The organism is Variovorax dokdonensis (genome assembly GCF_030316895.1).
Lineage (GTDB): Bacteria > Pseudomonadota > Gammaproteobacteria > Burkholderiales > Burkholderiaceae_C > Variovorax > Variovorax dokdonensis.
Genome location: NZ_JASZYV010000003.1, coordinates 392,285 through 414,546, shown reverse-complemented (window position 1 = coordinate 414,546; position 22,262 = coordinate 392,285). Strand labels below are relative to the sequence as shown.

Here is a 22,262-nt window from a genome sequence, read left to right as displayed (position 1 = left end):
CTATCCGCCCTTCTTGACATCATCATGAAAACACCAACTGCCAACACCCCCGCGACCGCCAGGCCGTCGCTCGTCCGGCGCATGCGCGACGCGCTGCTGATGCAGGAAGACCTGAACTTCCTGCTGACCAACCGCGTGCCGCGCATCGCGCTCACACGCTTCATGGGCTGGTTCAGCCGCATCGAGCAGCCGCTGGTCAGCCGAGCATCGATCGCCGTATGGAAGTTCTTCGGCGACCTGGAATTGCACGACACCGTGCAGCGGCCCTTTCGCAGCATGCGCGACTGCTTCACCCGCGAACTGCGGCCCGGTGCGCGGCCGGTGGAGGCCGAACCTTCCATCCTGGCCAGCCCGTGCGACGCCATCGTCGGCGCCTGCGGCCCGATGTCCGGCGTGAACGTGTTCCAGGCCAAGGGCTTTCCTTATTCGGCGGCGGAACTGTTCGGCGACGCGCAGGCGATCGAGCCCTTCAGGAACGGCACCTTCGTGACCTTGCGACTGCGCTCCGGCATGTACCACCGCTTCCATGCGCCGCACGATTGCGAGGTGCAGGAGGTGCGCTACCTGTCGGGCGACACGTGGAACGTGAACCCCGTGGCGCTCAAGCGCGTGGAACGATTGTTCTGCCGCAACGAGCGGGCCGTGCTCCAGGCGCGGCTGAGCGCATCAGGTCACCGCATCGCGCTGGTGCCGGTGGCGGCCATCCTGGTGGCCAGCATGCGCCTGCACTGCCTGGACGTGCTACTGCACCTGAAGTGGAAGGGCCCCACGCGCATGCCCTGCAACGCGCGCTACGAAAAGGGCCAGGAGATGGGATGGTTCGAGCAGGGCTCCACCATCATCGTCTTTGCGCCCGAAGGATTTGCGCTGGCAGAAGGCATCGCCACCGGGAAGCGTGTGCAGATGGGACAGGCGCTGATGCGCTTGCCGGTGGAGGAGGCCGGCCAGAGGGGTGGCGCGGCCTGAAAAGAAAAAGGGCCGCTGGATTGCGGCCCTTTGTCGTCGACTTGTTTGGAGCGGGTGAAGGGAATCGAACCCTCGTATGAAGCTTGGGAAGCTGCCGTTCTACCATTGAACTACACCCGCAATGGGAGCGGATTCTAGCGCGGCCGCCAGCGGCGGCAGAAAGTGGCGCGCAGCTACCCCGCCAGCCGTGACGCGGCCTCGTTCAGCGCATTGGCGAACGCCACCGCCGCAGGCTTGTGCTTCGAGCCACGGCGCGACACCAGATAAAGATCGAGTTCCACTTCCGGCTCACGCAGCAAGGTCACGCCCAGCCCGCGGGTGAGGCATTCCTCCATCGCGAAGGAGGGGATGACGGCATGCCCGCGACCGGCGCGGACCATGCCGATGATGGTGCCGATCAGGTTCACGCGCGGCCGCTCCTCGTTGGCCCGGCCCAGGCGTGCCAGATGCTTTTCGATCAGGACCTGGATCGGATTGCCGACCGGCAGGCTCACCAGCGGCACGTCCGCCAGGCTGGTCCACGGCTGGCTCGTCAGCAGGCCCTTGCGCGCCGACTGCGGCGGGCTGATGTGCATCAGCCTGAACTTGCAAAGCGGTTGGCGCGACAGGCCGGTGGCAGGCTTGACGAAGAAGCCCAGGCCGATGTCGGCTTCGCCGTCGAGCACCTTCTGCCGCACGAGGCCCACCTCCACGTCTTCCAGATGCAGGCTCACTTGCGGGTGGCTCTTGGCAAAGTCGCGCATGACCCCAGGCAGCAGGCTGGCCGACACCATCGGCGTGGCCGCAACCTGCAAACGCGAGCGCACGGCCGCCTCGGCCCCGCCCACCACCGCAGCGAGTTCTCCCAGTTCGCCGACGATGCGCTCGGCCACGGGTTCGAGCCGCTTGCCGGCGTCGGTCAGCGAGACCGAACGGGTGGTGCGGTCGAACAGGCGCGCGCCCACCTGCTCCTCCAGTTCCTTGACGAGCATGCTCATGCCCGAGGGTGAAAGGTGCACCTGCTCGGCCGCCTTCGCAAAGCTCTGAAGACGCACCACCTGAAGAAAGGCATGCAGTTGGCGGCTGCTCACATTGATCAGCTTTGATGAAGAGTTCATCAGAATCTTCCGTTTGATCAAACGAAGGAGTGTCGTTGTAATTTGGCCTCCAGTTCAAGAGAGACAACGACATGACCAAAGCGGCCCGTCTGCTGCCACCATCGACCCTGCGCCGCCGCATCCTGTGCGGTGGTCTTGCCGCGCTCGCGGCTCCCATCGTCAGAGCCCAGGGCGATGCGCCCATCCGCCTCGTGGTTCCATTCACGGCCGGCACCGGCATTGATCTCATCGCACGTCAGATCGGGCCTGTGCTGTCGGAGCGGCTTAAGCGGCCCTTCTTCGTGGACAACAAGCCGGGCGCCTCGGGCAACATCGGCACGCAGGAAGTGATCCGCGCCGCCCCCGATGGCAACACCCTGCTCGTGAGCGTGAACACGCTGGTCATGAACATGGCGCTGTATCCCAACGCGGGCTTCAATCCGCTCACCGATCTCGCGCCGGTCAGTCAGACCAGCTGGGGCCAGTTGTTGCTGGTCACCAATCCGGGCACGAAGATCGATTCGCTGCAAGGGCTGATCGCCAGGGCCAAGGCCAAGCCGGGCGCACTCAACTACGGCTCGCCGGGTGTGGGCACGCCGCACCATCTGGCCATGGAGCTGCTCAAGAACCGGGCGCACGTCTCGCTGACGCACATCAGCTATCGCGGTACGGCGCCGGCGGTGACCGACCTGCTGGGCGGCCAGATCGACGTGATGTTCCTGCCCATCCACGTGGCGCTCCAGCATGTCAAGGCCGGCAAGCTGGTCGCGTTGGCCATCAGCTCCGACACGTCCAATGCCCTGCTGCCCAATGTGCCGCCTCTCAACAGCCTGAACCTCGGCGACCTGAAAGTCGACATGTGGTACGGCGTGCTGGCGCCCGCCGCAACGCCGCGGCCGGTGATCGAGCGCTTGAACAAGGAACTGGGCGACATCCTGGCGCAGCCTTCGGTGGCCAAGGCCTTCGAGACCCAGGGCATGACGCCCGCCCACGGAACGCCGGAGGAATTCGGCAAGTTGATGGCCAGCGACGCCAAGCGCTGGGCCGATCTCATCAAGGCACAAGGCATCACGGCGGAATAGGGCGGGCATGAGCAAGCAACAAGCAACGCCCGGCGCGAACGACGCCGAGGTGATCATCGTGGGCGGCGGCCCGGTCGGCATGGGCCTGGCCATCGAACTCGGCCAACGCGGCGTTCGGGTCATCGTGGTCGAGCGCTACCCCGAGCCGCAACCGATTCCAAAGGGCCAGAACCTGACCCAGCGCACGATGGAGCACTTTCACTTCTGGGGGGCAGAGCCTCAGTTGCGCGCCGCGCGCACCATCCCGCCCAACTACGGCATCGGCGGGCTGACGGCCTACGGCACGCTGCTCGGGCCCTATCACTACGACTGGCTGCAACGCGACCTGGTCAAGCCCTTCTATTTCATGGCGAACGAGCGGCTGCCGCAATACGCGACCGAGCGCGTGCTGCGCGAACGTGCGGCGCAGTTGCCATCGATCGAGACGCTCTACGGCTGGGAAGCCGAAGCCGTGGCGCAGGACGCCGACGGCGTGACGGTCACGCTGCGCGAGCGCCAGGGCGACGGGCGCAAGCTGCTGCGTTCGGCGTATGTGGTCGGTGCGGACGGTGCGCGTTCGGTCGTGCGCGAGCAGGCTGGCATCACGCAGACCAGGACGGATCACGACCGGATGATGGTGCTGCTGGTGTTCCGCTCCGAGGCGCTGCACCGTCTGCTCGAACGCTATCCAGGCAAGTCCTACTACAACGTGCTGCAGCCGCAGCTCAACGGCTACTGGAAGTTCTTCGGCCGTGTCGACCTGGGCACCACCTGGTTCTTCCACGCGCCGGTGCCGCCCGGCACGACGCGCGACAACTTCGACTTTGCCGGCTACCTTCATGAAGCGGTGGGCGAGACCTTCGACGTCGAGTTCGAGCACATTGGCTTCTGGGACTTGCGCTTCATGCTTGCCGACTGCTACCGCAAGGGCCGCGTCTTCGTGGCCGGCGATTCGGCGCACAGCCATCCGCCCTATGGCGGCTACGGCGTGAATTCAGGCTTGGAAGATGCCCGCAACCTGGGCTGGAAGCTCGCTGCCGTGCTTCAGGGTTGGGGCGGCGAGCGCCTGCTCGATTCCTACGATGCCGAGCGGCGCCCCGTGTTCGATTCGACCATCGGGGACTTCATTGCCAAGTCCATCGAGAGCGACGATCAGTTCCTGGCCCGGCACGACCCTGCCGTGGACAAGGATGCCTTCGAGGCCGCCTGGCAGGCGAGGGCGCAGGGGGCCGTGGGCGAGGTGCACGCCTTCGAGCCGAACTACGAGGGCTCGCCGGTGGTGTGGGACAGTGCGGGGCGGAGCAGCAGTGCCAAAGGGTCGCACCAGTTCGAGGCTCGCAACGGCCATCATCTTGCGCCCGCGAGCCAGCCCGGTGGCCAGAACGTCTACGACCGGCTGGGCACAGGCTTCACGCTGCTCGCGTTCGATGCGCCACCGGCGACGCTCGAACAGTTCCGTGCGGCGGCCGAGGCGATGTCTCTTCCACTGAGCATCGTCGAGGCGGTGCAGACCGACGAGACCGCACGCTACGCCGCTGGCCTCGTCCTCGTTCGGCCCGACCAGTTCGTCGCATGGGCGGGGCAGGCGGCGTCTGTGGAAGACGCACGGCTCGTGCTGTCGACAGCCAGCGGTCTCTGACGGCTCAAGGTGTGGCCGCGCCATGCCTGGCCGAGTCTCTCGCCAGGCGCGCGACCAGCCATAGCATCAGGGCCGCGCCGAACAGCTGGTACGACTGAAGCACGTTCCAACGCGTCTGGGCCAGCAGGTTCGTCAAGGGCGAGAAGGACTGGCTGGTCAGCAGGTAGGTCAAGGCCAGGATGGGCAGGGTCGCGCTGCCCAGCGGCCGGCGATCCAGCATGGCAGGCAAGGCCAGCGCATACATCGGAAAGAGCACGCCGTAGTGATGCTCCCAGGCGATCGGTGACGCCATGGTGAGCGCGAGCAAGGCCACGCAAAGATGCAGCGCCGTCGGTTCGTCTCGCCGCCTCCAGAGCAGCGCGAAGAGCAGGAGGATCACCGTCGAGCTCACGGTTGCCGCATACACCACCGGGTGGAAGGGCGCAAACGCGTGCGCGTCCCACTCGGTGTTGTTGCCATTGAAGAGCATGCGGTTGACCAGGCCGTTGACCGACTGATTGGCAAAGAAGCTCTCGCCGTGCCGGCCGATGAACTCGACAACGGAGACGTAGCCCAGGACGTTCCCGGCGCCGTAGAAGGCCCAGGCAACCAGAAGCGATCCGCACATCACGGCCGCCGCCGCAGAGGCGAACTGCCACTGGCGCCGCAGCACTGCCCAAGCCAGCAGCACCGCCCAGTGGGGCTTGACGACGCAGCACAAGCCCAGCAAGAGGCCCGAAGTGAACCTGGCGCCGCGCTGCCACGCCAGGAGTGCCAGCGCGGCCAGCAGCGTCATGAGCGTCTGGATCTGGCCCAGGACTTCGGAGCGGGCGATGGGATAGAAGAGCGCGGCGCTCAACACACCCACGCCCACGGCGATCCAGGCATTCAGAAGGCCGGTCCGCGCGTCGCCAGATCGGGTTTCGGCCAGCGCATTCTTCATGAGCGCTGCAAAGGCCAGGCCGATGGCCGGCACCGCCAATCGCGACAGATACAGCAGCAGCTTGATGATCACGGCCGCGTCCACGCCCAGCAGGCGCCGAGGAATGTCGATGATCAGCAGCGAGGTCAGCGGATACTGGAACTTGACGCGCTGCTCGAAGAAGATCGTTTGATAGAAGGTCGACGTGTCCGGGTGCGCGATCAGGAAGTCCGAAGCCTTGAGCATCGGCGCCCATGAATCGAGATACGACTGGTTGGTCAGCAGAAGCTGCGCCGTTCGAATCGTGGAGTCTGCGCCCAAGCCTGCCAGCCGCAGCACGACATCGTTCAACGCGGTGGCGCCCACCACCAGCAGCAGCCAGAAGCGCCAGCATCGGAACTGCTGGCGTCGAGCGGCGAACGACGGCGGCGTATTCATGGGGTGCGCGCTCATGGTGGCGATTCAGCGGACCGTGCTGCACCAGACATAGTCGGTGGTCCTGAGTGCCTCATGGAACGCGGGTCCGCAGTCTGCGGGTGTCTTGAGCACGACCTGTGCGATGCCATTCGCTTGTGCATAGCCCAGCAGCGCTTGCGGCGTTTTCAACTGCATGACCGCGCTGTGCCTGGCGTGCCACTGCGCAAAGAAGCCGGGGTTCCACATGACCGCGGCGCCTTCCTTCCAGCTCACCCAGGGCCGGCGTTGCGCCTGCAGCAGGAAGACGTCCCCGTCGTCCCCCAGCGGCACCAGGTAGGGGCCGGGGCCACCGTCTTGCCGGATTGTGGCGGCCACCTGGTCCCACGAGGCGCCGAGCGGAGGCTTGGGCGCGGGCAGCACGGCCACGGCGCGCCAGGTGGCCAGCAGGACGAGCGCACACGAAAGCAAGGCTGCGGTGATGGGCGCAGCCCGGGCGATGCGGGGCAGGCGCTGGGCATAGGGGCGCAGTTGCTGGAGTGCGTGCCGCTGCACGACCCACGCATGGAAGGCAAGGATCAGCAAGGCGCCCAGCCCCAAGGAAATGCTCAGCGGCAAGGCGAAGGCAGATGCGGCAACCAGCGCCAGCAGCAGGCGGTAGGACCAGTTCGACGTGGTGCGAATCATCCGCACGAAGGCAAGGCTCTGAACGATGAGGCTGACGGCGATGAGAACGCCGTCCACCCGCAGCAGATGCAGGTTGAAGACGATTCGTGAATCGAACAGATAGGGCAGAACGCATCCCAGCAGAAAGATCGCCGCGAGGCAGGCCAGCGCGCGGCGCCAGAACGCCGTGTGATCGATCAGGCCCGCAGCCAGCCAACCCGCGGCCAGGTACAGGCCCTCACGAATCAGGCTGCGGGTCGATGCGGCTTCGATCAGGAAGTGCTGGGGGAAGTACTCGCGCACGTATTGCCGGTAGCTGAACGATGTCGCCACGCCGGTATGCACCATGGAGCCCAGGATCCAGGCAACCACAGGCAAGGCGAAAAGCAGAAACAGAACGGTGCTCTGAACGCGGACGCGCCGGTTCGCGAGCCAAAACTCCCGCCCGCGCAGGGCGATCGCCAAGGCCAGCATCCACAGCCCTACGAATGCGTTGATGTCCAGCAGCAGAGCGAGGATGACCGCGGACAGCCGAAAGCGGCTCGTGGGCAGCGTGCCCAGGAGCAGGAAGATCAACGGCCACGTCAACATGGAATGGGTGAACGCATCGATGAACATCTGATGGATGCCGACCGGCGAATGCTCCATCAGGATCATGGCCAGGGCGACCATCAAGACCGAGGCGGTCATGGCCCATGGCTCGCGCTCGAACCGCCGCACCAGAAGCAACAGCGCCAGCACTGTCGCGAATCTCGTGGCGATGTGCGCAAGCAGGAAAAGCGTTGGCGCAGACACGTACAACGCGAGCCAGCGCATGGGCGGCCATACCGCGCTCGTGAACCCATCCAGGGAAGTCACGAAAGCGTCTGCCGCAAACTCCTCGCGTTCGAGGAATCGCTCGACGAACGGGATGTTGAACAGGTTGAGGTTCGAGCCATAGACGAACCCGGTCAGCCACAGCGTCAATGCCGAGATCGATGCGGCAATCGCGAGTGCCTGCAGTGGCTTGCCGAGAACTGCATTGGGCCAGGTTCCATCGTTTTCGTCGCCGGTCATCCGACCCGCTGGATGGCCCGGCCGCACTGGCTACCCCGCGAACCAGAACGCCACTGCGGCAATACCTACCGACAACCGACTCACCCAGTCGCGAGCGGCGAACACGACCGGATCGTCGTGCAAGGCGTGCCGCACCGCCTTCAGCCAGATGCGCATGATCCAGAACAGGAACACCGGGACCAGGATCCACAAGGCGTGGGGCTGCGCGTAGCGCTCGAGCATCTGCTGGTCCTGAAGGTACAGGCACAGCAGCAACGCGGCCATCTGGCCGGCCGCCACGCCGCCGGCAAGCACCAGCGGCACGTCGCTCAGGTGGTAGTTGCGGTCGCGGGCCATCTGCATGACCTCTGCCGGCGTGCCGGACAGTTCCACGTAGCGCTTGGCCAGCGCCAGGCTCAGGAAGATGAACAGCGAGAAAGACAGGATCCACAGCGACAGCGGCAGCCCGGTGGCGGCGGCGCCCGCCACGACACGGATCGTGTAGAGGCTGGCCAGCGAGAACACGTCGACGATCGCCCGGCGCTTGAGGAAGAACGAATAGGCCGTGGTGAGCAGCATGTACGCGATCAGCACGCACAGGAACGGCAGGTTGATCAGCAGCACCGACAGCAGGAGCGAGCCGCCGCAAAGACCCAGGCACATCATCACGCCGGTGCGCACGGGGATTTCGCCGGAGGCAAACGGCCGGAATCGCTTGCGCTTGTGCTTGCGGTCGGACTCCAGGTCGAGCAGGTCGTTGAGCACGTAGATGCCCGAGGCCATGAGGCCGAACGCCACGAAGGCCAGCAATGCGTGACCGACCACGCTGGCGGTCAGTTCATGCAGCACCGGCAAGAGCGGCAGGAAGACCAGGATGTTCTTGAGCCATTGGTGCACGCGCATCGCGTACAGGTAACGCTTGATGGGCACCGCAGGCGGTTCGATGTGGGCCTCGACCCGTGTGGCGCTGGAGGCGCGCCGCAAGAGCGAGGAAGAGCGGCTGACCACGGCCGCGCTGTCTGCGCCGCGCCAGACGTCCAGGTCCACCGCGTGGTCGCCCAGGTAGCAAAACGCCTGGCCTTCGGCATCGGCATTGATCGCCTGCAGCTTGCGCGCGCCGCTGATGTTGGCCAGGCCGTCGGATGCGATCACGTCATCGAACAGCCCCAGATGCTGTGCAACGCCCTGCGCGAACTGCCGGTCGCTGGCCGTGACCAGAACGGTGCGCCGGCCGCTGGCCTTCGCATCGCGGACGAACTGGACGACCTCGTTGCGGTAGGGCAGGGTCGTCACGTCGATGTCGACCCGCGAGGCAATCTCGCGCTTGAGCCTGGCCTTGCCCTGCATGAGCCACTTGGGCAGATCGAGCAGCGACCGCGGCGACACCCGCAGCAGCTTGAGCGTGGACTCGTGCAGCAGGTCGGTGGCGATCAGGGAGCCGTCCAGATCTACATACAACGTGTTCGAAGTGCTCACCAAGTTTCTCCTTGCCTACGGCCTCAGCCTCTGGCCAGCACGACGACGCCGATCAGGATGATCGAGATCCCCAGGACGCGGGAGAGCGTGAGTTGCTCGCCGAAGAACTGCCAGGCCAGCAGCGCCGCGATCACGTAGCCCATGGAAAGCATCGGGTAGGCGACCGTGATGTCCACGCGCGTCAGGGCGACGATCCACAGGCCGGCGCTCACGAAGTAGCAAAAGAGGCCGATGACGATCCACGGTTGCGTGGCGGCGGCCCATGTGGCGGCCATCGTCGATGCCGCGCTACCCAGGGAGACGTGGCCGATCGCCCTGGCCCCGGCCTTGAGGAGCAACTGCGCCGCCGAGTTCAGGCAGACGCCGGCCAGGATGATGGAAAAAGTGGCGAGGTTCATGGAGCGCAGGGCGGTTGGCTGTCCACCGGCCCGCCGTCGCGAGGGTGGTAGGAATACTTAATACAAAAGGTTAATCTATGTCACCTCATGACACAACTCTCCTTTTGGCAGGCTTGTTGCACGCTTTTCCCTGCCACTTGGCCTAGTCCCAAAAAAGGCATGAAGGGCAGGGGTGCGCTGCAGAATCCAAAGATCACTGGACGGAGGTGGAATGGGTAGCGAAAAAGGCGCCGCGGGCGTCCGGCGCGCTTGGCGCATGTGGGCGCTGTTCGTGCTGGGCGGCCTCTTGGTGGGATTCGCGGTGTCCATGCTGGATGGCCATCCGCAAAACAGTTCGTTCCGCCACGCCCTGCGTGTGCTCGTGCCGCGCGGCGCCGTCGATTCCTGGGCTCCGATGCTGGAGGCCATCCGCTTCCTGCGGGAGAACCCGGGCGAGCGGATCTACCAAGTGCTCTTTTTCGAGCAGCACATCAAGTTCCAGTACCCGTTGACCTCGCTCGTGGGTTTCGATTTGCTGCAGCGTGCTTTTTCCGTGGGCACCGATACGTTGCTGGTGGCTGCCCAGGTCATCTCACGGGCCTGTGTGCCGCTGATCGGACTGGTGTTCTCGGCCCTGCTGATCGATGCGTCCCGCTCGCCGGCCGAGCGCAATCTGCCGCTGTCCTTGCCGCAATGGCTGGCGGCGATGGCCGCGGGTACCGCCAGTGCCATCTGCTTCTACCCCATCGCCTTGTCGGAAACGCTGGGACAGATCCAGACCATCATGACGCTGCTGGCGGCGCTGGGCCTGTGGGCGTGGCTGCGCGGTGCGCCGGTGGCGGCCGGCGTTTGCATCGGCTTGTGCTGCATCGTCAAGCCGCACTGGCTGGTGATCGTTCCGTGGGCGATGCTGCGGCGCCAGTGGGGCCTGACCGCCGCCATCGCGGGCACCACGGCGCTGTTCGGCGTGCTGGCCATCGCCATGTACGGGTTGCAGAACGTGCTGGACTATGCGGCCGTGGCTTCCTACATCGGCCAGCGCGGCGAAGCATTCTTCGACAACCAGACGATGAATGGACTGATCAACCGGGCCTTGTTGAATGGCAGCAACGTGGCATGGACGGCGAATTCGTTCGCGCCCTATCACCCGCTGGTGTACGGGGTGACGCTGGTGTCGACCGTGGCCTTGCTGGGCTTCGGATTGCTCTTCGGGCGAACGGCCACGCCGACGGCACTGCATCTGGGCCTTGTGATGCTGGCCCTGACCATGGCCTCGCCCATTGCCTGGACGCACCACTACGGCGTGCTCTTTCCGATCTTTGCGCTCGCATTGCCTGCGGTGCTCGAACGGCGGCCCTGGGGCGTCGCGAGCGTGCCGGCCTTGTTCGTGGCTTATGTGCTGGTCAGCCAGTCGCTGCTCGACGCGACGCGGCCCTTGGCCGATTCCCGGCTCAACGTCCTGCAGTCGTATGTGTTCTTCGGCGGCTTGCTGATGCTGGCGCTGCTGACCGCATTGCTGCGCGGCGCCGCCGCCAGGCCTCAGTCGGCCGGCGCCTTGGCCGCACCGGGCATCCCGGATCGCACGTAGCGCGCATAGGCATAGGACAGCGGCGTATTGGCGATGCGGATGCCGCGCAGTTGAAGGGCATCCATGTAGTGGTCGCCGTCGATGCGCCAGCCCTCGTACCGGGGCGCGCTGCGCTTGCCGGTGGAGGCCTGGTTCAGATAGACGACATCGGCCGCTCCGGCTTTCTGGATGTCGTTCAACGGCATCACCGACACGTTGCGGCGGGTGTGCCAGTCGAAGCGGGCCAGCGCCAGGTTGGGGCTGATGGCCACGCGCCTGCCGGCCTTCAGATCGGCCTCGACCTGCTGCACGAGTTGATCCAGGCTGGCCATGTCCTGCGCAGAGCGATCCAGCGTGATCAGCGTGCGCACTTGCGCCAACAGCAGCACCAGGGCCATGCCCACCAGCGCCGCTGCAAAGAAGCGATGAAACGGCTTCAGCCGTTCGGTGCTGGCGGCAACCAGCATGGCGTAGGCCACGAGCGGGAAGAACACCCAGAGGTTGTACGCGGTGTACGAGATGCGCATGCCGAAGCGCCACGCGAGAAAGGCCCCCAGCACAACGAGCGGATAGAACAGCCACGAGGCCGGCCGGCCCGCGGGCCCGCGCGCGTACATCACCGCACCGAGGGCCACCGCCAGGACCAGCCAGACGATCTGGATGGGGCTGCTTGCCAACCCGACGTAGATCATGAAGAAGTCGCCGTCGTCGCGTCTTGACAGGCTGCGCGCCTGCTCGACGAGCCCATGGGCCAGGTCCGCCAGGGGCCACGGGTAGATCAGCGCCGTCAGCAGCAAGGCCAGCGCGATGGACGAAGCGGCGATCCAGGCAATCGCCGGTACAGCCTCGCGCGTTGTGCCGACCCAGGTGCGATGGATGGCGAAGAGCACACCGCCCAGCAGGGCGATGGTGGGTTGCGCCACGGCGATCAGCGCCAGCAGCACGGCAGTGGCGATCTCCGAGTGCCGGTCCATGGGCCAACGCACGACGGCCAGCCACAGCACGAGCAGCAGTTGCGCCATCACTTCCGGCCGGCCTGCACTGATGACGAGCAAGCCGCAGCCGCAGACGATCGTGGCCAACTTGAGCAGCAGCGGCGCGCGGACGGTGCTGACCTTCCACGCCAGGATCAAGGAGGCCAGCGCAATCAGGAGGGTGTCCAGCACCAGCAGGCCACGCACCGCGTGCACGCCCGACCCGTGGCCCATCCAGCTCAGCGCCATCGGATAGAGCCAGCCATGCCAGGTGTATGGACCGCCGCCGGCCTGGATCGGGCTCATGTAGGGGTTCGACAACTCCCCCGTCAGCAGGTGCTGCAACGCGGTGGGGATGAAAAACAGCGCGTCGCCCACCTGGATCGGCAGGCCCAGGCCGGCAAAGTACAGCCGCGGGCCGACCAGCACGATGACGGCCAGAGCAAGCAGCGCGAGGCTTGATGCAAGTCGAGGGCCGACACTCGCCGCGTCGTTTCGCATCGTCAACATCCAGGTCCTCTCATACGTGCCAGAACGCTGGGAATTCTTGCACGAGCTGAAAACTTTTGTTGCATTTATTCGGCGTAGGCCATCAGAAGGGTGGAGGGGCAGTCACGACCCACCACCGCTGCCGTCCTACACGACCATGCGCCGCGCGCCGGGAGCAATTCGCGTCCGAAGCGCCCACGATGTCAGGCATGAACAAGAGGGCGTCCGAGTCAGATTCAGCCGAACCGGCCAGTGGCCAAGCCGGTGACACCGGCCAGATGAGCGGGAAGCTACGAATACTGGTTGTCGAAGACGATCCCAGCGCCCTGACCACCACGACGGGCGCGCTGCAGGCGCTGGGCCATTTCGCGGCCGGCGCGAGCAGCGCCGAGGTGGCGCGCTCGCGTTTCCTGGACGGCGCCTTCGACGTGCTCATCACCGACATCGGCCTGCCGGGCCTGTCTGGCGACGAGCTGGTGCAGACCATCCGCCAAAGCGCGCGATCGCCGCTGGAAGTGATCTTCGCCACCGGCCAGCCGCGGCCACCTGGCAACAACGCCATCTGGCTGCAGAAGCCCTACCGGCTCGAAGACCTGGAAGCGGCGCTCGAAAGCGCCCGCCAGTCGCTGCGCAAGACGTGCGCCAGCGATGGCAAGGTGGCGCAGCCCCAGGGCTGCTAGACGCTCACTTCCTGCGTCTGTCCCCAGCGAAGAACGGTGCGTGTGCCGCCGCCAGGCTGGGTGTCGATGACGAGTTCCGCGCCGATCGCCTCCGCCTGCTCGCGCAATCCGACCAGGCCGTAGTGGCCCGCCGGGCCCGCTTCGGGATCGAAGCCGATGCCGTCGTCGGCAATTTCCAATGTGGGCACGCCCTCGGCATCCACCTGCAGGCTGATGCGGACCAGCTGTGCGCCGGCATGGCGCTCGATGTTGCGCAGCAGCTCCTCGCTCATCCGGTACAGGGTCTCGGCCGGCTCGGCAGCCAGCGTGGACAGCGGCGGTGCCATCCGGCAGTCGAGCGAGATGCCGGTGCGTTCCGCCAAGTTGCGCGCCAGATCGGTCAGTGCGGCGCCCAGGCCGATGTCGCGCACGGGGTTGCTGCGCAGTTGGTCGATGGCGCGTCGTGCTTCGTCCAGTCCGTCGCGCGCGGCCTGCTCGGCGCGCACCAGCTCATCGGGCAAGGCTTCGGGCCGCGCGATGGCCAGGCGCTTGAGCACGCGGATCTCGGTGAGCATCGCCATCATCGAATGGGCCAGCGTGTCGTGCAGATCGCGCGCAAGGCGCAGGCGTTCGCGCACCACGGCCGCGTCGCGTGATTCCTGTGCCAGGCGGCTGATCTCCGAGGTGCGCTGCTTCACGCGTTCGTCCAGCTCGGCGTTGAGCTGTCGCAGTTCGTCGCGCTCCTGGCGCAGCGTATCGAGCAACTTGTCGAGCGCGGTGCCCAGGCGTGCCGCCTCGTCGCTGCCTTCGGGCACTTCGATGCGGTGGGCGCTTCCGGCAAGCACCGCATCGGCCGATTGCGCGATGACGCTGACGCGCCGCGTGAGGCGCCGTGCGGCGGCAACGCCCGCGAGCGCGATGCCCAGCCCCAGCAGGCTCAGGACCAGCGTGATGCGCCACTCGATGGCAGAAGCAAAAGCCGCCAGCGTTTCCACCGGTTCGATGACCACCACCTGCCAGCCCAGCCGGCGCAGCGTGCCGCCCGGCGCCAGCGGTGGTGTGGCGATGATGTAGGGCTGGTTGTTCAAGAGGCGCCGCACCTGGATGCGCGACGGCAGGTCGGAGCCGTCGTTGCCCAGGCCGGCGACGCGTGGGTCGAAAGGCGTGAGCGGATCGCCGGCCTCGCGCCAGCGTTGGCCCACCAGCGCCGGCGGTCCGTCGCGCACCACGCCGTCGCGATCGATCAGCAGCCACTGCCCGGGCGATGCGCGGATGCTGGCCACCATCTGCTGCACCCATCGCCAGTTGATGTGCGCCGCCACCACGCCGACGATGGCGCCGTCGGCATTGCTCACCGGAGCGGTCAACTTCAGGAAGTGCTCGCGCGGCGATCGGCCTTCCTCGATCCAGGCCGCGTCCAGCCCCTGCGAGGCCCAGGCGTGCTGGTAGATGTTCTGGCCGACGACGGCTTCGTCCGTCGCACCGACGATGAAGCCGTCGGCGTCGGTCACGGCCAGCCAGATCAGATCGGGCACGCTTCGGCGCACCGCCTCCAGCGAACGCCGCAGCCTGTTGCTGTCGCTGCTCTGAACGTCTTCCGACAGCATGGTGGCGACCACGCTGACCGACTGCAGGCGCAGCAGCAGGGCGGTGTCGAGTTCGGCGCTCACGTGCTCGGCCGCGCCTTCCAGCCGCTGGCTGTGCTGTTCGAGCAAGGTGGACCTCACGAAGCCGCGCAGCCACAGGTTGGCCGCCAGCACCAGGCACAGGGCGAGCGCGATCAGCAACCAGCCGACTGCCGCGGCAAGGCTTCGGCGTGGGTCGATGCGCTGCGCGAAGGTCATGGGCGGCGCATTGTCGCAAAGGCACGGGGTGATTGCCCTCGCGACAAACGCGATGAATACCAATGGGCCAATGACTTTCGTCATGGGCAGTTTCCCCAGGTGATTGGGGTTTGTCTCGATCCTGCGCGTGACTTACGGCAGGCGCGCCGCCAGGCGTTCGGGAAGACAGTGCATGCCACACGCGAACCAAGTCCGACAAGGGTCGCCACGACGGCACGACGACGCGGTTCTTCCCGGTTCCACTCAACGCACGGAGACATGAGCGCATGACCACCGCCCCACTCACGCACGGCAACGCCGGCACATCGTCAGGACAGCCGCAGCGCTGGTACGACAACCGCTGGCTGCAACTGGCCGTCGGCATCGTCTGCATGATCGCCACCGCCAACATCCAGTACGCATGGACGCTGTTCGTGCCCGAGATCCAGGGCAAGTTCGGGTGGGAGCGCGCATCGATCCAGATCGCTTTCACCATCTTCGTGCTGGTGCAGACCTGGCTGGCGCCGATCGAGGGCTACTTCATCGACAAGTTCGGGCCGCGTCTGATCGTGGCCTTCGGCGCGATCTTCATCGGCGTGGCCTGGGTGATCAACTCGCAGGCGACGACGCTGCTCGGCTTCTACATCGGTGCGGCCATCGGCGGCATCGGCGTGGGCTCGATCTACGCCACCTGCATCAACAACGCGCTCAAGTGGTTCCCTGATCGCCGCGGCCTGGCCGTGGGCCTGACGGCGGGCGGCTATGGCGCGGGTTCGGCCGCGACCATCCTGCCGATCGCGGCGATGATCGAATCGTCGGGTTTCCAGAGCGCCTTCCTGTTCTTCGGCATCCTGCAGGGCTCGCTGGCCTTCGTGGCCGCCTGGTTCCTGCGTTCGCCCGGCGCCAACGCCAAGGTCCCGGCGTCGGCCAAGCTCACGCAAAGCCGCCGCGACTACACGCTCAAGGAGGCGCTGCACACCAAGCTGTTCTGGCTGATGCTGCTCATGTTCTCGTGCGTCGTGACCGGCGGCATGATGGCGGTGGCTCAACTGGGCGTGATCGCGCAGGATCTGGGCGTCAAGAGCTTCAAGGTCGACCTGTACTTCTTCACCATGGCCGCGCTGCCGCTTGCCCTGATGCTCGACCGCATCATGAACGGCATCTCGCGCCCCCTGTTCGGCTGGATCTCCGACCACATCGGCCGCGAGAAGACGATGGTGATCGCCTTCACGCTGGAGGGCCTGGGCATCATCGCGCTGGGCTACTTCGGCCACAACCCGTGGGCCTTCCTGATCCTGTCGGGCGTGGTGTTCCTGGCCTGGGGCGAGGTGTATTCGCTGTTCTCCGCCCTGGCGGGTGATGCCTTCGGCACCAAGCACATCGGCAAGATCTACGGCGTGCTGTACTGCGCGAAGGGCATCGGCGCGCTGTTCGTGCCGCTCGGCAACCTGATGATGGAAGCCACCGGCACGTGGTCGACCGTGCTCTACACGGTGGCGGGGTTGGATCTGTTCGCGGCCTTCCTGGCCATCGTCGCCCTGCGGCCGATGCTGGCGGCACATGTGGCCGGCACCAAGCTGCCACCGCCCGAGGAGCAGCCGCCTCGCAAGCCCATGCAGGGCCTGGCTTCGGCAGGCTGATCCGCCTTCGTGCCCCCGGTCGACAACCGGGGCGCGCAACGTTAGCCGCGACACACGGCGCGCAGTCTGAAAGGGCTGCGCGCCGTGTTGCTTTCAGACTTCGTGCTGGCGCTTGTTGCGTGCCAGCACGAGCACCGCCAGTTCGGTGCGGGTGTTGGCGTGCAGCTTCTGCATGATCCGGCTGACGTGGTTCTTGACCGTGCCTTCGGCCAGGTGCAGCGCCGTGGCGATCTGCCGGTTGCTCTGGCCTTTGGCGATCAGTTCGAGCACGGCGGTTTCACGGTCGGTCAACGGGTCGGGCGTACCGGCTTCGGCTGCTTGCAGGTCCGTTGCCACGGCCCCGGATGTTGTCGCCGGCACTGGCGCGACTGCCGCCGGATGCTCGGGCTCATGCGCGATGCGATCGGCCAGCAGGCGGAACTGGTCCATCACCTTGCGCGCAATCTGCGGCGTCAGGCGCGACTCGCCCCGGTGCACCGCGCGCACCGTGTCGATCACTTCGCTTTCGGAGGCGTCCTTGAGCAGGTAGGCCTGCGCCCCCGCCCGCACCGCGTCGAAGACCAGGTCGTCGCGGTCGAAGGTGGTCAGCACCATCACCCGGGTGTGGGGCAGGGCGGCGGTGATCTGGCGCGTGGCCAGCACGCCGCCCATGCGCGGCATGTGCAGGTCCATCAGCACGACGTCCGGCTGCAACTGCCGGGCGAGCGCCACGGCCTCGACGCCGTCGGCAGCCTGACCGACCACTTCGATGTCTGGCGCGGCATCCAGCAGCATGCCCATCCCCCGGCGGATCAGCGCCTGGTCATCGGCAATCAGCACGCGGATGGCGGCGGTGTCGGGCATGGTCATGAGGAGGCGAGAAACGTCTTTCAAATGTGACGCCGCCATTGTGCCGGCATGCGAAGCGCGCCGAGTCTCATCAGTGTTGATGACGTCATGTTGCCGCTATCTGTTGACATCTGGCAACAAAGACGGAAAAAAGTCTCACCAATGCAGAAGTTTCCTACCTGAATAGGCGAAAAGGCCTGTTTGTCTTATTTATTAAGACGAAAGGATTCATAGAATTCCTAACGTTGTAACAAAAGATATAGAACGTTAGGCAATGAAACAATTCCGCCCCATTCAAGCCTCGTCCACCGCACTCGCCATGCTCGTCGCCGCCACTCTGGTCGGCTGCGGCGGGGGAGGATCGAACGCAGCCGCGACCGACACCTCGACCCAGACCCCGAAGCCCAGCGAAACGGTCACGCCGAAGGGCAATGTGGCACCCGTTGCCAACGCCGGCGCCGCCCTGACGGGCAAGACGGGCAAGTCCGTCTCGCTGAGCGGCCTGGCCAGCGCCGACGCGGATGGCGACAGCCTGACGTACGTCTGGACCGTGGCCAGCAAGCCGGACGGCAGCACCGCCGCACTGAGCGGCTTCACCAGCGCCGAACCCACCTTCACGCCGGACATGGCCGGCACGTACACCTTCAGCCTGATCGTCAACGACGGCAAGGTCGACAGCGCCGCTTCCACGGTCGAGCTGACGGTCGATGCGATGAAGTCGGCCGCTTTCGATGCGATTCCGGCCACGTTCCCGTTCAACATGCCCAGCGTGGGCGCCGAAGCCTATTCGTTCAAGAACGTCGGGCAGGCAGTCACGTTGGCCGCGGACGTGCCGCGCCTTCTCGACAGCGTCACCGTCGGCATGAGCAGCTGGGCATGCGAAAGCGGCGAATGGAACCTGGGCACCTGCACCTCAGCAGTCGGTGCCAGCTTCCCGCATGAGATCACGTTGCGCCTGTTCGACAACATGGGCAACGAACTGGCCGTGCGCACCCAGCAATTCGCCATTCCTTATCGTCCGACCGCCGATGCGACCTGTGCTGATACGAAGCAGTGGAAGGGCGGCGACGGCAAGTGCTACAACGGCTACGCCTTCAAGATCGTCTTCGACATGGCCAGCCTGAAGGTCACGCTGCCTGACGCGGTCCGCTTCGCCGTCGAATACAACACGCGCACCCACGGCCCCACGCCGATCGGCGCCACCGGCGGCTGGGATTCGCTGAACGTCGGCCTCTACGAAGTCGCCAAGGCTTCGCCGACGGCTGGCGCAACGACCAGCAACGTGCTGAAGAACGGTGCCGACTGGGTGGGCCTGGAGACCTACGGCGTCATGGCCCAGATCCAGACGACCACGCCCTGATCGGCCTGGAGCGCTCGCCCCACAGGCGAGCCTCGACGCAAGACGCCCATGCCCGCCAAGGCATGGGCGTTTTTTCATTGGGCCAGATGCGCCGCGAAGCTCAGAAGCTTGCCGCCAGCCCCAGCGAAACGCCCTCGACGTTGTTGCCGAACACATAGCGCGCGACAAGGCGCAGGCGGCTCACGTAGAAGGGGTTGTACTTGCTGGTGTCCAGTTCGAGGCCGAGACCGACGGTGCTGAGCTGGTTGAAGCCCAGGACTTCCGCTTGGCTGCCCATGTAGCGCGAGTAGGAATACTCGGTCACGTAGCGCAACGGCCGGCCCATCGAATAGAAGCCGGTCGGCGCACGGTAGCGGAAGTACACGTTGGCGGTGCGCGCCGAGGCCTCACCTTCGACCGCGGCGGACGTGTTGCCGAAGGTGCGCAGCCGGATGTCCGTGTAGCGCAGCTCCAGGTCGATCTGGTAGTTGGTGCGGATGTGCTCCCAGTCCAGCATGACGGCGCCGCCCAGGCCGTAGGCATTGAGGGTCCCGCCGTCCAGAAAGTCCAGGTCCAGGTCGGTCCGGTAGTTGAGGAAGGCCTGGGCCACCCGCAGGTCGCTGGCCACCTTGCCGAGCGAAAAATCGAAGATCGGCCGGATCACCCATTCGTCGGTGATGTGAAAGTCGTAGCCGATGCCGCCGGTGCCGGTGATCGAATTCCAGCGGGTCGGAAAGGTGCGCGTCTCGCCGCCGGCGCTGGCGATGAAGGTCGGGTCGTAGCGGCTGTAGGCGATGGCGCCCTCCAGATACACCGGGATGCTCTTGCTGATGGTGTCGCCGCCGCCCAACTGCGTCATGAAGACCGAGGGGTTCTCGGTCGCGCCGTTCTTGATCGACAGGTTGCTGGAGGCCAGGTCGGGCACCACCGAATAGGCCATCAGCGACAGGATGCCGTCGGCGTGATCCTTGATGCGTGCCTGGCGCAGGCCGCTCAGGACCTGCGCCTGGACGGAACTGGCGACCATGGTGCCCGCCGTCAGGAGGGCCAGAAGGCCGAGCGGGCGAGAAAGCAGGGTGTGGACAAGGCTTGGCGGCATCGACGACCTGGGATTTTTGCCCGGCAGAATGTTCGGGGCCAAATCCTAACGGCAAGATGCGTGCCGACCAAGACAAGTCCCGCTCAGGCGTCGGACACCGCCTCCGTCCCCAAGCGGTCGGCCTGCCGCTCTACCTTCTTGAGCGCTCGCCCGCGCAGGTTCGACCAGGTCACGCCGATGAGCAGCAAACTCGACAGGACGATGAAGGCGCAGCTGATCGGCCGCTCGACGAAGACGGCGAAACTGCCGCGCGACAGCAGCATGGCGCGGCGGAAGTTCTCTTCCACCATCGGCCCCAGCACGTAGCCCAGCAGGATGGGTGCGACCGGAAAGCGCAGCCAGATCAGCAGCGCGCCGATGATGCCGAACGCCAGCACCTCCCAGATCTGGAACAGGCTGTTCTGCGTGCTGAAGACACCCACCGCGATGAAGAACAGCGCCGAGGGGTACAGGTAGCGATAGGGCACCTGCAGCATCTTCACCCACACGCCGATCATGGGCACGTTCAGGATGATGAGCAGTGCGTTGCCGATCCAGAAGCTGGCGATCAGGCCCCAGAAGATGTCCGGATGCTCGGTGATCAGCTGGGGGCCGGGCGTGATGCCCTGGATCATCAGCGCGCCAAGGATCAGCGCCATGACAGCGTCGCCGGGAATGCCCAGGCTCATCGTGGGCACGAAATCCACCTGGGTCTTGGAGTGCGACGAGGCTTCGGGCGAGGCCACGCCGGCGATCATGCCGGTGCCGAACTTCTCCGGCGTCTTCGACACCTTCCGCTCCAGCGCATAGGCGATGAAAGTGGTGATCGTCGGCCCGGTGCCCGGCATGGCACCGAAGATCGTGCCCACCAGCGTGCCGCGCACCATCGGCCAGAAGGCTTCCTTCAGCTCTTCCTTGCTCGGTCGCATGTCGCGGATGCGCAGCTTGGTGTCGGTGCTGATGACCGCCATGCGGTTCACGTTGAGCAGGAAGTCGGCAATGCCGAACAGGCCCATGGCGATGGCCACCAGTTCCAGGCCGTCGCTCAGCTCCGGAATGCCGAACGAGAAGCGAAAGCTGCCGGTGTTCACGTCGGTGCCCACCACGCCGCACAAGAGGCCGAACAACGTCATCGCCACGCCCTTGAGCGGCGAGCCGCGCGACATGGTGGAGCCGGCCAGCAGGCCCAGAAGCATGATCGAGAAGATCTCCGCAGGCCCGAACTTGAAGGCGATGGACACCAGCAGGGGCGACGCGAAGATCATCACCAGGATGCCGACCGACGCCGCGAAGAACGACGAGATCATCGTGATGCCCAGCGCCGTGCCGCCCTTGCCGGCGCGTGTCATCGGGTAGCCGTCCAGGCAGGTCACCGCATGCGGAGGATGCGAGGGCAGGTTCAGCAGGATGGCGCCGATCGCGCCGCCGTATTGCGAGCCGTAGAAGATGCCCGCCAGCATCAGGATCGCCGGCACCGGATGCATCGCATAGGTGAGCGGCAGCAGGATCGAGATGGCCGACAGCGCGCCCATCCCCGGCAGCACGCCGATGAGGTTGCCCACCAGCACGCCGAAGAAGGACCACATCAGGTTGGAGCCCTGGAAGGCGACTCCGAAGCCGAACCAGAGGTCATGCAAGGCTTGCGACATCGCTCACATCCCCCACTGGAACAGCGGCATCTGCAACTGCAGACCCCACCAGAAGACGACGATGGCGACCATGCACATGGCCAGTGCCAGCAGCACCGACTGCACCACGGTGTTGGTGCGGTCGCCCAGCGCCGAGATGAAGACGATGGCAAAGGTGGCAGGCACCAGTCCGCCATAGACCCCGAAGAGCAGGAAGGCCAGCACGCCGAGGATGATGCAGATGCCGCCCCGCACGTCAGGCATTCCGTCGCCGTGGCCGTGGCCGGCCGGCTCCTTGCCGGTGTCGGGCTGGTTGCGTGCCCCCAGGGCAATGATGGCGCCGGTGATGGCCATCAGCACGCCGATGGCCACCGGGAAGAAGCCAGGGCCCATGTGCGCGGGCGTTCCCACGTGGTAGCTCAGGCCCGCGTATGCGGCCGCCAGGCCCACGATGATCATGAGGCCGCCGCCGTAGTAGTCCTTGCGCGTGGCTGAAGATGTCGGCGCGTTCATCGGAACGCCTCCCGCTTGCGGCCTGCCGGTCCTGTCGAGCGTTGCATTGCGAATGTCTCCAAGAGGCGCTGCGACATGCGCGCCATTCGCAATCCAGTCTAGGAAGGCAGGCT

General features: G+C 65.9%; 18 protein-coding genes and 1 tRNA gene. 7 read left to right on the top strand and 12 right to left on the bottom strand.

All coding sequences use genetic code 11. The features are described 5' to 3' along the window. The first annotated feature begins 24 nt into the window (after positions 1-24). A complete protein-coding gene (gene asd / locus QTH91_RS15695) occupies positions 25-966 on the top strand; it encodes an archaetidylserine decarboxylase (protein WP_286661034.1) in 942 nt (313 codons plus the stop codon). A 46-nt stretch (positions 967-1,012) separates the two neighbouring features. Here asd and QTH91_RS15690 read toward each other — a convergent pair. Further along, positions 1,013-1,086, bottom strand: a tRNA-Gly gene (locus QTH91_RS15690). A gap of 53 nt (positions 1,087-1,139) precedes the next feature. Continuing rightward, on the bottom strand, positions 1,140-2,063 hold the full coding sequence (locus QTH91_RS15685) for a LysR family transcriptional regulator (protein ID WP_286661033.1): 924 nt from the start codon (positions 2,061-2,063) through the stop codon (positions 1,140-1,142). Between the two features lie 71 nt (positions 2,064-2,134). Between QTH91_RS15685 and QTH91_RS15680 the strand changes: the two genes are divergently transcribed. Both QTH91_RS15680 and QTH91_RS15675 read left to right on the top strand, forming a co-directional pair. Next, a complete protein-coding gene (locus QTH91_RS15680) occupies positions 2,135-3,124 on the top strand; it encodes a Bug family tripartite tricarboxylate transporter substrate binding protein (RefSeq protein WP_286661032.1) in 990 nt (329 codons plus the stop codon). Positions 3,125-3,131: 7 nt separating this feature from the next. Beyond that, on the top strand, positions 3,132-4,742 hold the full coding sequence (locus QTH91_RS15675; RefSeq protein ID WP_286661031.1) for an FAD-dependent monooxygenase: 1,611 nt from the start codon (positions 3,132-3,134) through the stop codon (positions 4,740-4,742). A 4-nt stretch (positions 4,743-4,746) separates the two neighbouring features. Here the strand turns inward: QTH91_RS15675 and QTH91_RS15670 are convergent, their stop codons facing one another. From QTH91_RS15670 to QTH91_RS15655, 4 genes are read right to left on the bottom strand one after another with little or no spacing between them, the layout of a single operon-like run. Next, positions 4,747-6,096 carry a glycosyltransferase family 87 protein gene (locus tag QTH91_RS15670; RefSeq protein WP_286661030.1) on the bottom strand — a complete coding sequence of 450 codons (1,350 nt, stop codon included), beginning with the start codon at positions 6,094-6,096 and terminating at the stop codon, positions 4,747-4,749. 9 nt (positions 6,097-6,105) lie between these two features. Further along, positions 6,106-7,779 carry a hypothetical protein gene (locus QTH91_RS15665; protein WP_286661029.1) on the bottom strand — a complete coding sequence of 558 codons (1,674 nt, stop codon included), beginning with the start codon at positions 7,777-7,779 and terminating at the stop codon, positions 6,106-6,108. A gap of 30 nt (positions 7,780-7,809) precedes the next feature. Further along, entirely contained in the window at positions 7,810-9,234 is a 1,425-nt protein-coding gene (locus tag QTH91_RS15660) for a UbiA family prenyltransferase (RefSeq protein WP_286661028.1), read from the bottom strand. 23 nt (positions 9,235-9,257) lie between these two features. Further along, positions 9,258-9,632 (bottom strand): DMT family transporter, encoded by a 375-nt coding sequence (locus QTH91_RS15655; RefSeq protein WP_286661027.1) that lies wholly within the window; start codon positions 9,630-9,632, stop codon positions 9,258-9,260. A 211-nt stretch (positions 9,633-9,843) separates the two neighbouring features. On the opposite strand from QTH91_RS15655, the gene QTH91_RS15650 reads away from it, so the two are divergent. Next, on the top strand, positions 9,844-11,199 hold the full coding sequence (locus tag QTH91_RS15650) for a glycosyltransferase family 87 protein (RefSeq protein ID WP_286661026.1): 1,356 nt from the start codon (positions 9,844-9,846) through the stop codon (positions 11,197-11,199). Here the strand turns inward: QTH91_RS15650 and QTH91_RS15645 are convergent. Further along, entirely contained in the window at positions 11,151-12,662 is a 1,512-nt protein-coding gene (locus QTH91_RS15645) for a hypothetical protein (protein ID WP_286661025.1), read from the bottom strand. The genes QTH91_RS15650 and QTH91_RS15645 overlap by 49 nt on opposite strands. A gap of 257 nt (positions 12,663-12,919) precedes the next feature. Here QTH91_RS15645 and QTH91_RS15640 point away from each other — a divergent pair, with 257 nt between their 5' ends. Continuing rightward, entirely contained in the window at positions 12,920-13,321 is a 402-nt protein-coding gene (locus QTH91_RS15640; protein WP_286661024.1) for a response regulator, read from the top strand. Here the strand turns inward: QTH91_RS15640 and QTH91_RS15635 are convergent. Continuing rightward, complete coding sequence (locus QTH91_RS15635) at positions 13,318-15,144, bottom strand: sensor histidine kinase (protein ID WP_286661023.1); 1,827 nt, start codon at positions 15,142-15,144, stop codon at positions 13,318-13,320. The two genes, QTH91_RS15640 and QTH91_RS15635, sit on opposite strands and share 4 nt — an antisense overlap. 266 nt (positions 15,145-15,410) lie before the next feature. On the opposite strand from QTH91_RS15635, the gene oxlT reads away from it, so the two are divergent. Next, positions 15,411-16,763: an oxalate/formate MFS antiporter gene (gene oxlT / locus QTH91_RS15630; protein WP_286661022.1), complete on the top strand. Its 1,353-nt coding sequence runs from the start codon at positions 15,411-15,413 to the stop codon at positions 16,761-16,763. Positions 16,764-16,856: 93 nt separating this feature from the next. Here oxlT and QTH91_RS15625 read toward each other — a convergent pair whose 3' ends face one another. Further along, on the bottom strand, positions 16,857-17,606 hold the full coding sequence (locus tag QTH91_RS15625) for a response regulator transcription factor (protein ID WP_286661021.1): 750 nt from the start codon (positions 17,604-17,606) through the stop codon (positions 16,857-16,859). A gap of 259 nt (positions 17,607-17,865) precedes the next feature. Between QTH91_RS15625 and QTH91_RS15620 the strand changes: the two genes are divergently transcribed. After that, positions 17,866-18,951 carry a PKD domain-containing protein gene (locus tag QTH91_RS15620; RefSeq protein ID WP_286661020.1) on the top strand — a complete coding sequence of 362 codons (1,086 nt, stop codon included), beginning with the start codon at positions 17,866-17,868 and terminating at the stop codon, positions 18,949-18,951. Between the two features lie 100 nt (positions 18,952-19,051). On the opposite strand, the gene QTH91_RS15615 is transcribed toward QTH91_RS15620, so the two are convergent. The 3 genes from QTH91_RS15615 to QTH91_RS15605 all read right to left on the bottom strand — a co-directional run bounded on the left by QTH91_RS15615 (position 19,052) and on the right by QTH91_RS15605 (position 22,149). Next, entirely contained in the window at positions 19,052-20,029 is a 978-nt protein-coding gene (locus QTH91_RS15615) for a hypothetical protein (RefSeq protein WP_286661019.1), read from the bottom strand. An 83-nt stretch (positions 20,030-20,112) separates the two neighbouring features. After that, the gene (locus QTH91_RS15610; RefSeq protein WP_286661018.1) at positions 20,113-21,657 is read right to left on the bottom strand and encodes a tripartite tricarboxylate transporter permease; all 1,545 of its coding nucleotides are present in this window, start codon (positions 21,655-21,657) and stop codon (positions 20,113-20,115) included. Between the two features lie 3 nt (positions 21,658-21,660). Then, on the bottom strand, positions 21,661-22,149 hold the full coding sequence (locus QTH91_RS15605; RefSeq protein WP_286661017.1) for a tripartite tricarboxylate transporter TctB family protein: 489 nt from the start codon (positions 22,147-22,149) through the stop codon (positions 21,661-21,663). Positions 22,150-22,262: the final 113 nt, after the last annotated feature.

Bases quoted from the DNA above. Each gene is read 5' to 3' on its own strand.
- asd (WP_286661034.1), top strand. From the start codon at position 25: ATGAAAACACCAACTGCCAACACCCCCGCGACCGCCAGGCCGTCGCTC.
- QTH91_RS15685 (WP_286661033.1), bottom strand. From the start codon at position 2,063: ATGAACTCTTCATCAAAGCTGATCAATGTGAGCAGCCGCCAACTGCAT.
- QTH91_RS15680 (WP_286661032.1), top strand. From the start codon at position 2,135: ATGACCAAAGCGGCCCGTCTGCTGCCACCATCGACCCTGCGCCGCCGC.
- QTH91_RS15675 (WP_286661031.1), top strand. From the start codon at position 3,132: ATGAGCAAGCAACAAGCAACGCCCGGCGCGAACGACGCCGAGGTGATC.
- QTH91_RS15670 (WP_286661030.1), bottom strand. From the start codon at position 6,096: ATGAGCGCGCACCCCATGAATACGCCGCCGTCGTTCGCCGCTCGACGC.
- QTH91_RS15665 (WP_286661029.1), bottom strand. From the start codon at position 7,779: ATGACCGGCGACGAAAACGATGGAACCTGGCCCAATGCAGTTCTCGGC.
- QTH91_RS15655 (WP_286661027.1), bottom strand. From the start codon at position 9,632: ATGAACCTCGCCACTTTTTCCATCATCCTGGCCGGCGTCTGCCTGAAC.
- QTH91_RS15650 (WP_286661026.1), top strand. From the start codon at position 9,844: ATGGGTAGCGAAAAAGGCGCCGCGGGCGTCCGGCGCGCTTGGCGCATG.
- QTH91_RS15645 (WP_286661025.1), bottom strand. From the start codon at position 12,662: ATGTTGACGATGCGAAACGACGCGGCGAGTGTCGGCCCTCGACTTGCA.
- QTH91_RS15640 (WP_286661024.1), top strand. From the start codon at position 12,920: ATGAGCGGGAAGCTACGAATACTGGTTGTCGAAGACGATCCCAGCGCC.
- QTH91_RS15635 (WP_286661023.1), bottom strand. From the start codon at position 15,144: ATGACCTTCGCGCAGCGCATCGACCCACGCCGAAGCCTTGCCGCGGCA.
- oxlT (WP_286661022.1), top strand. From the start codon at position 15,411: ATGACCACCGCCCCACTCACGCACGGCAACGCCGGCACATCGTCAGGA.
- QTH91_RS15625 (WP_286661021.1), bottom strand. From the start codon at position 17,606: ATGCCCGACACCGCCGCCATCCGCGTGCTGATTGCCGATGACCAGGCG.
- QTH91_RS15620 (WP_286661020.1), top strand. From the start codon at position 17,866: ATGAAACAATTCCGCCCCATTCAAGCCTCGTCCACCGCACTCGCCATG.
- QTH91_RS15615 (WP_286661019.1), bottom strand. From the start codon at position 20,029: ATGCCGCCAAGCCTTGTCCACACCCTGCTTTCTCGCCCGCTCGGCCTT.
- QTH91_RS15610 (WP_286661018.1), bottom strand. From the start codon at position 21,657: ATGTCGCAAGCCTTGCATGACCTCTGGTTCGGCTTCGGAGTCGCCTTC.
- QTH91_RS15605 (WP_286661017.1), bottom strand. From the start codon at position 22,149: ATGAACGCGCCGACATCTTCAGCCACGCGCAAGGACTACTACGGCGGC.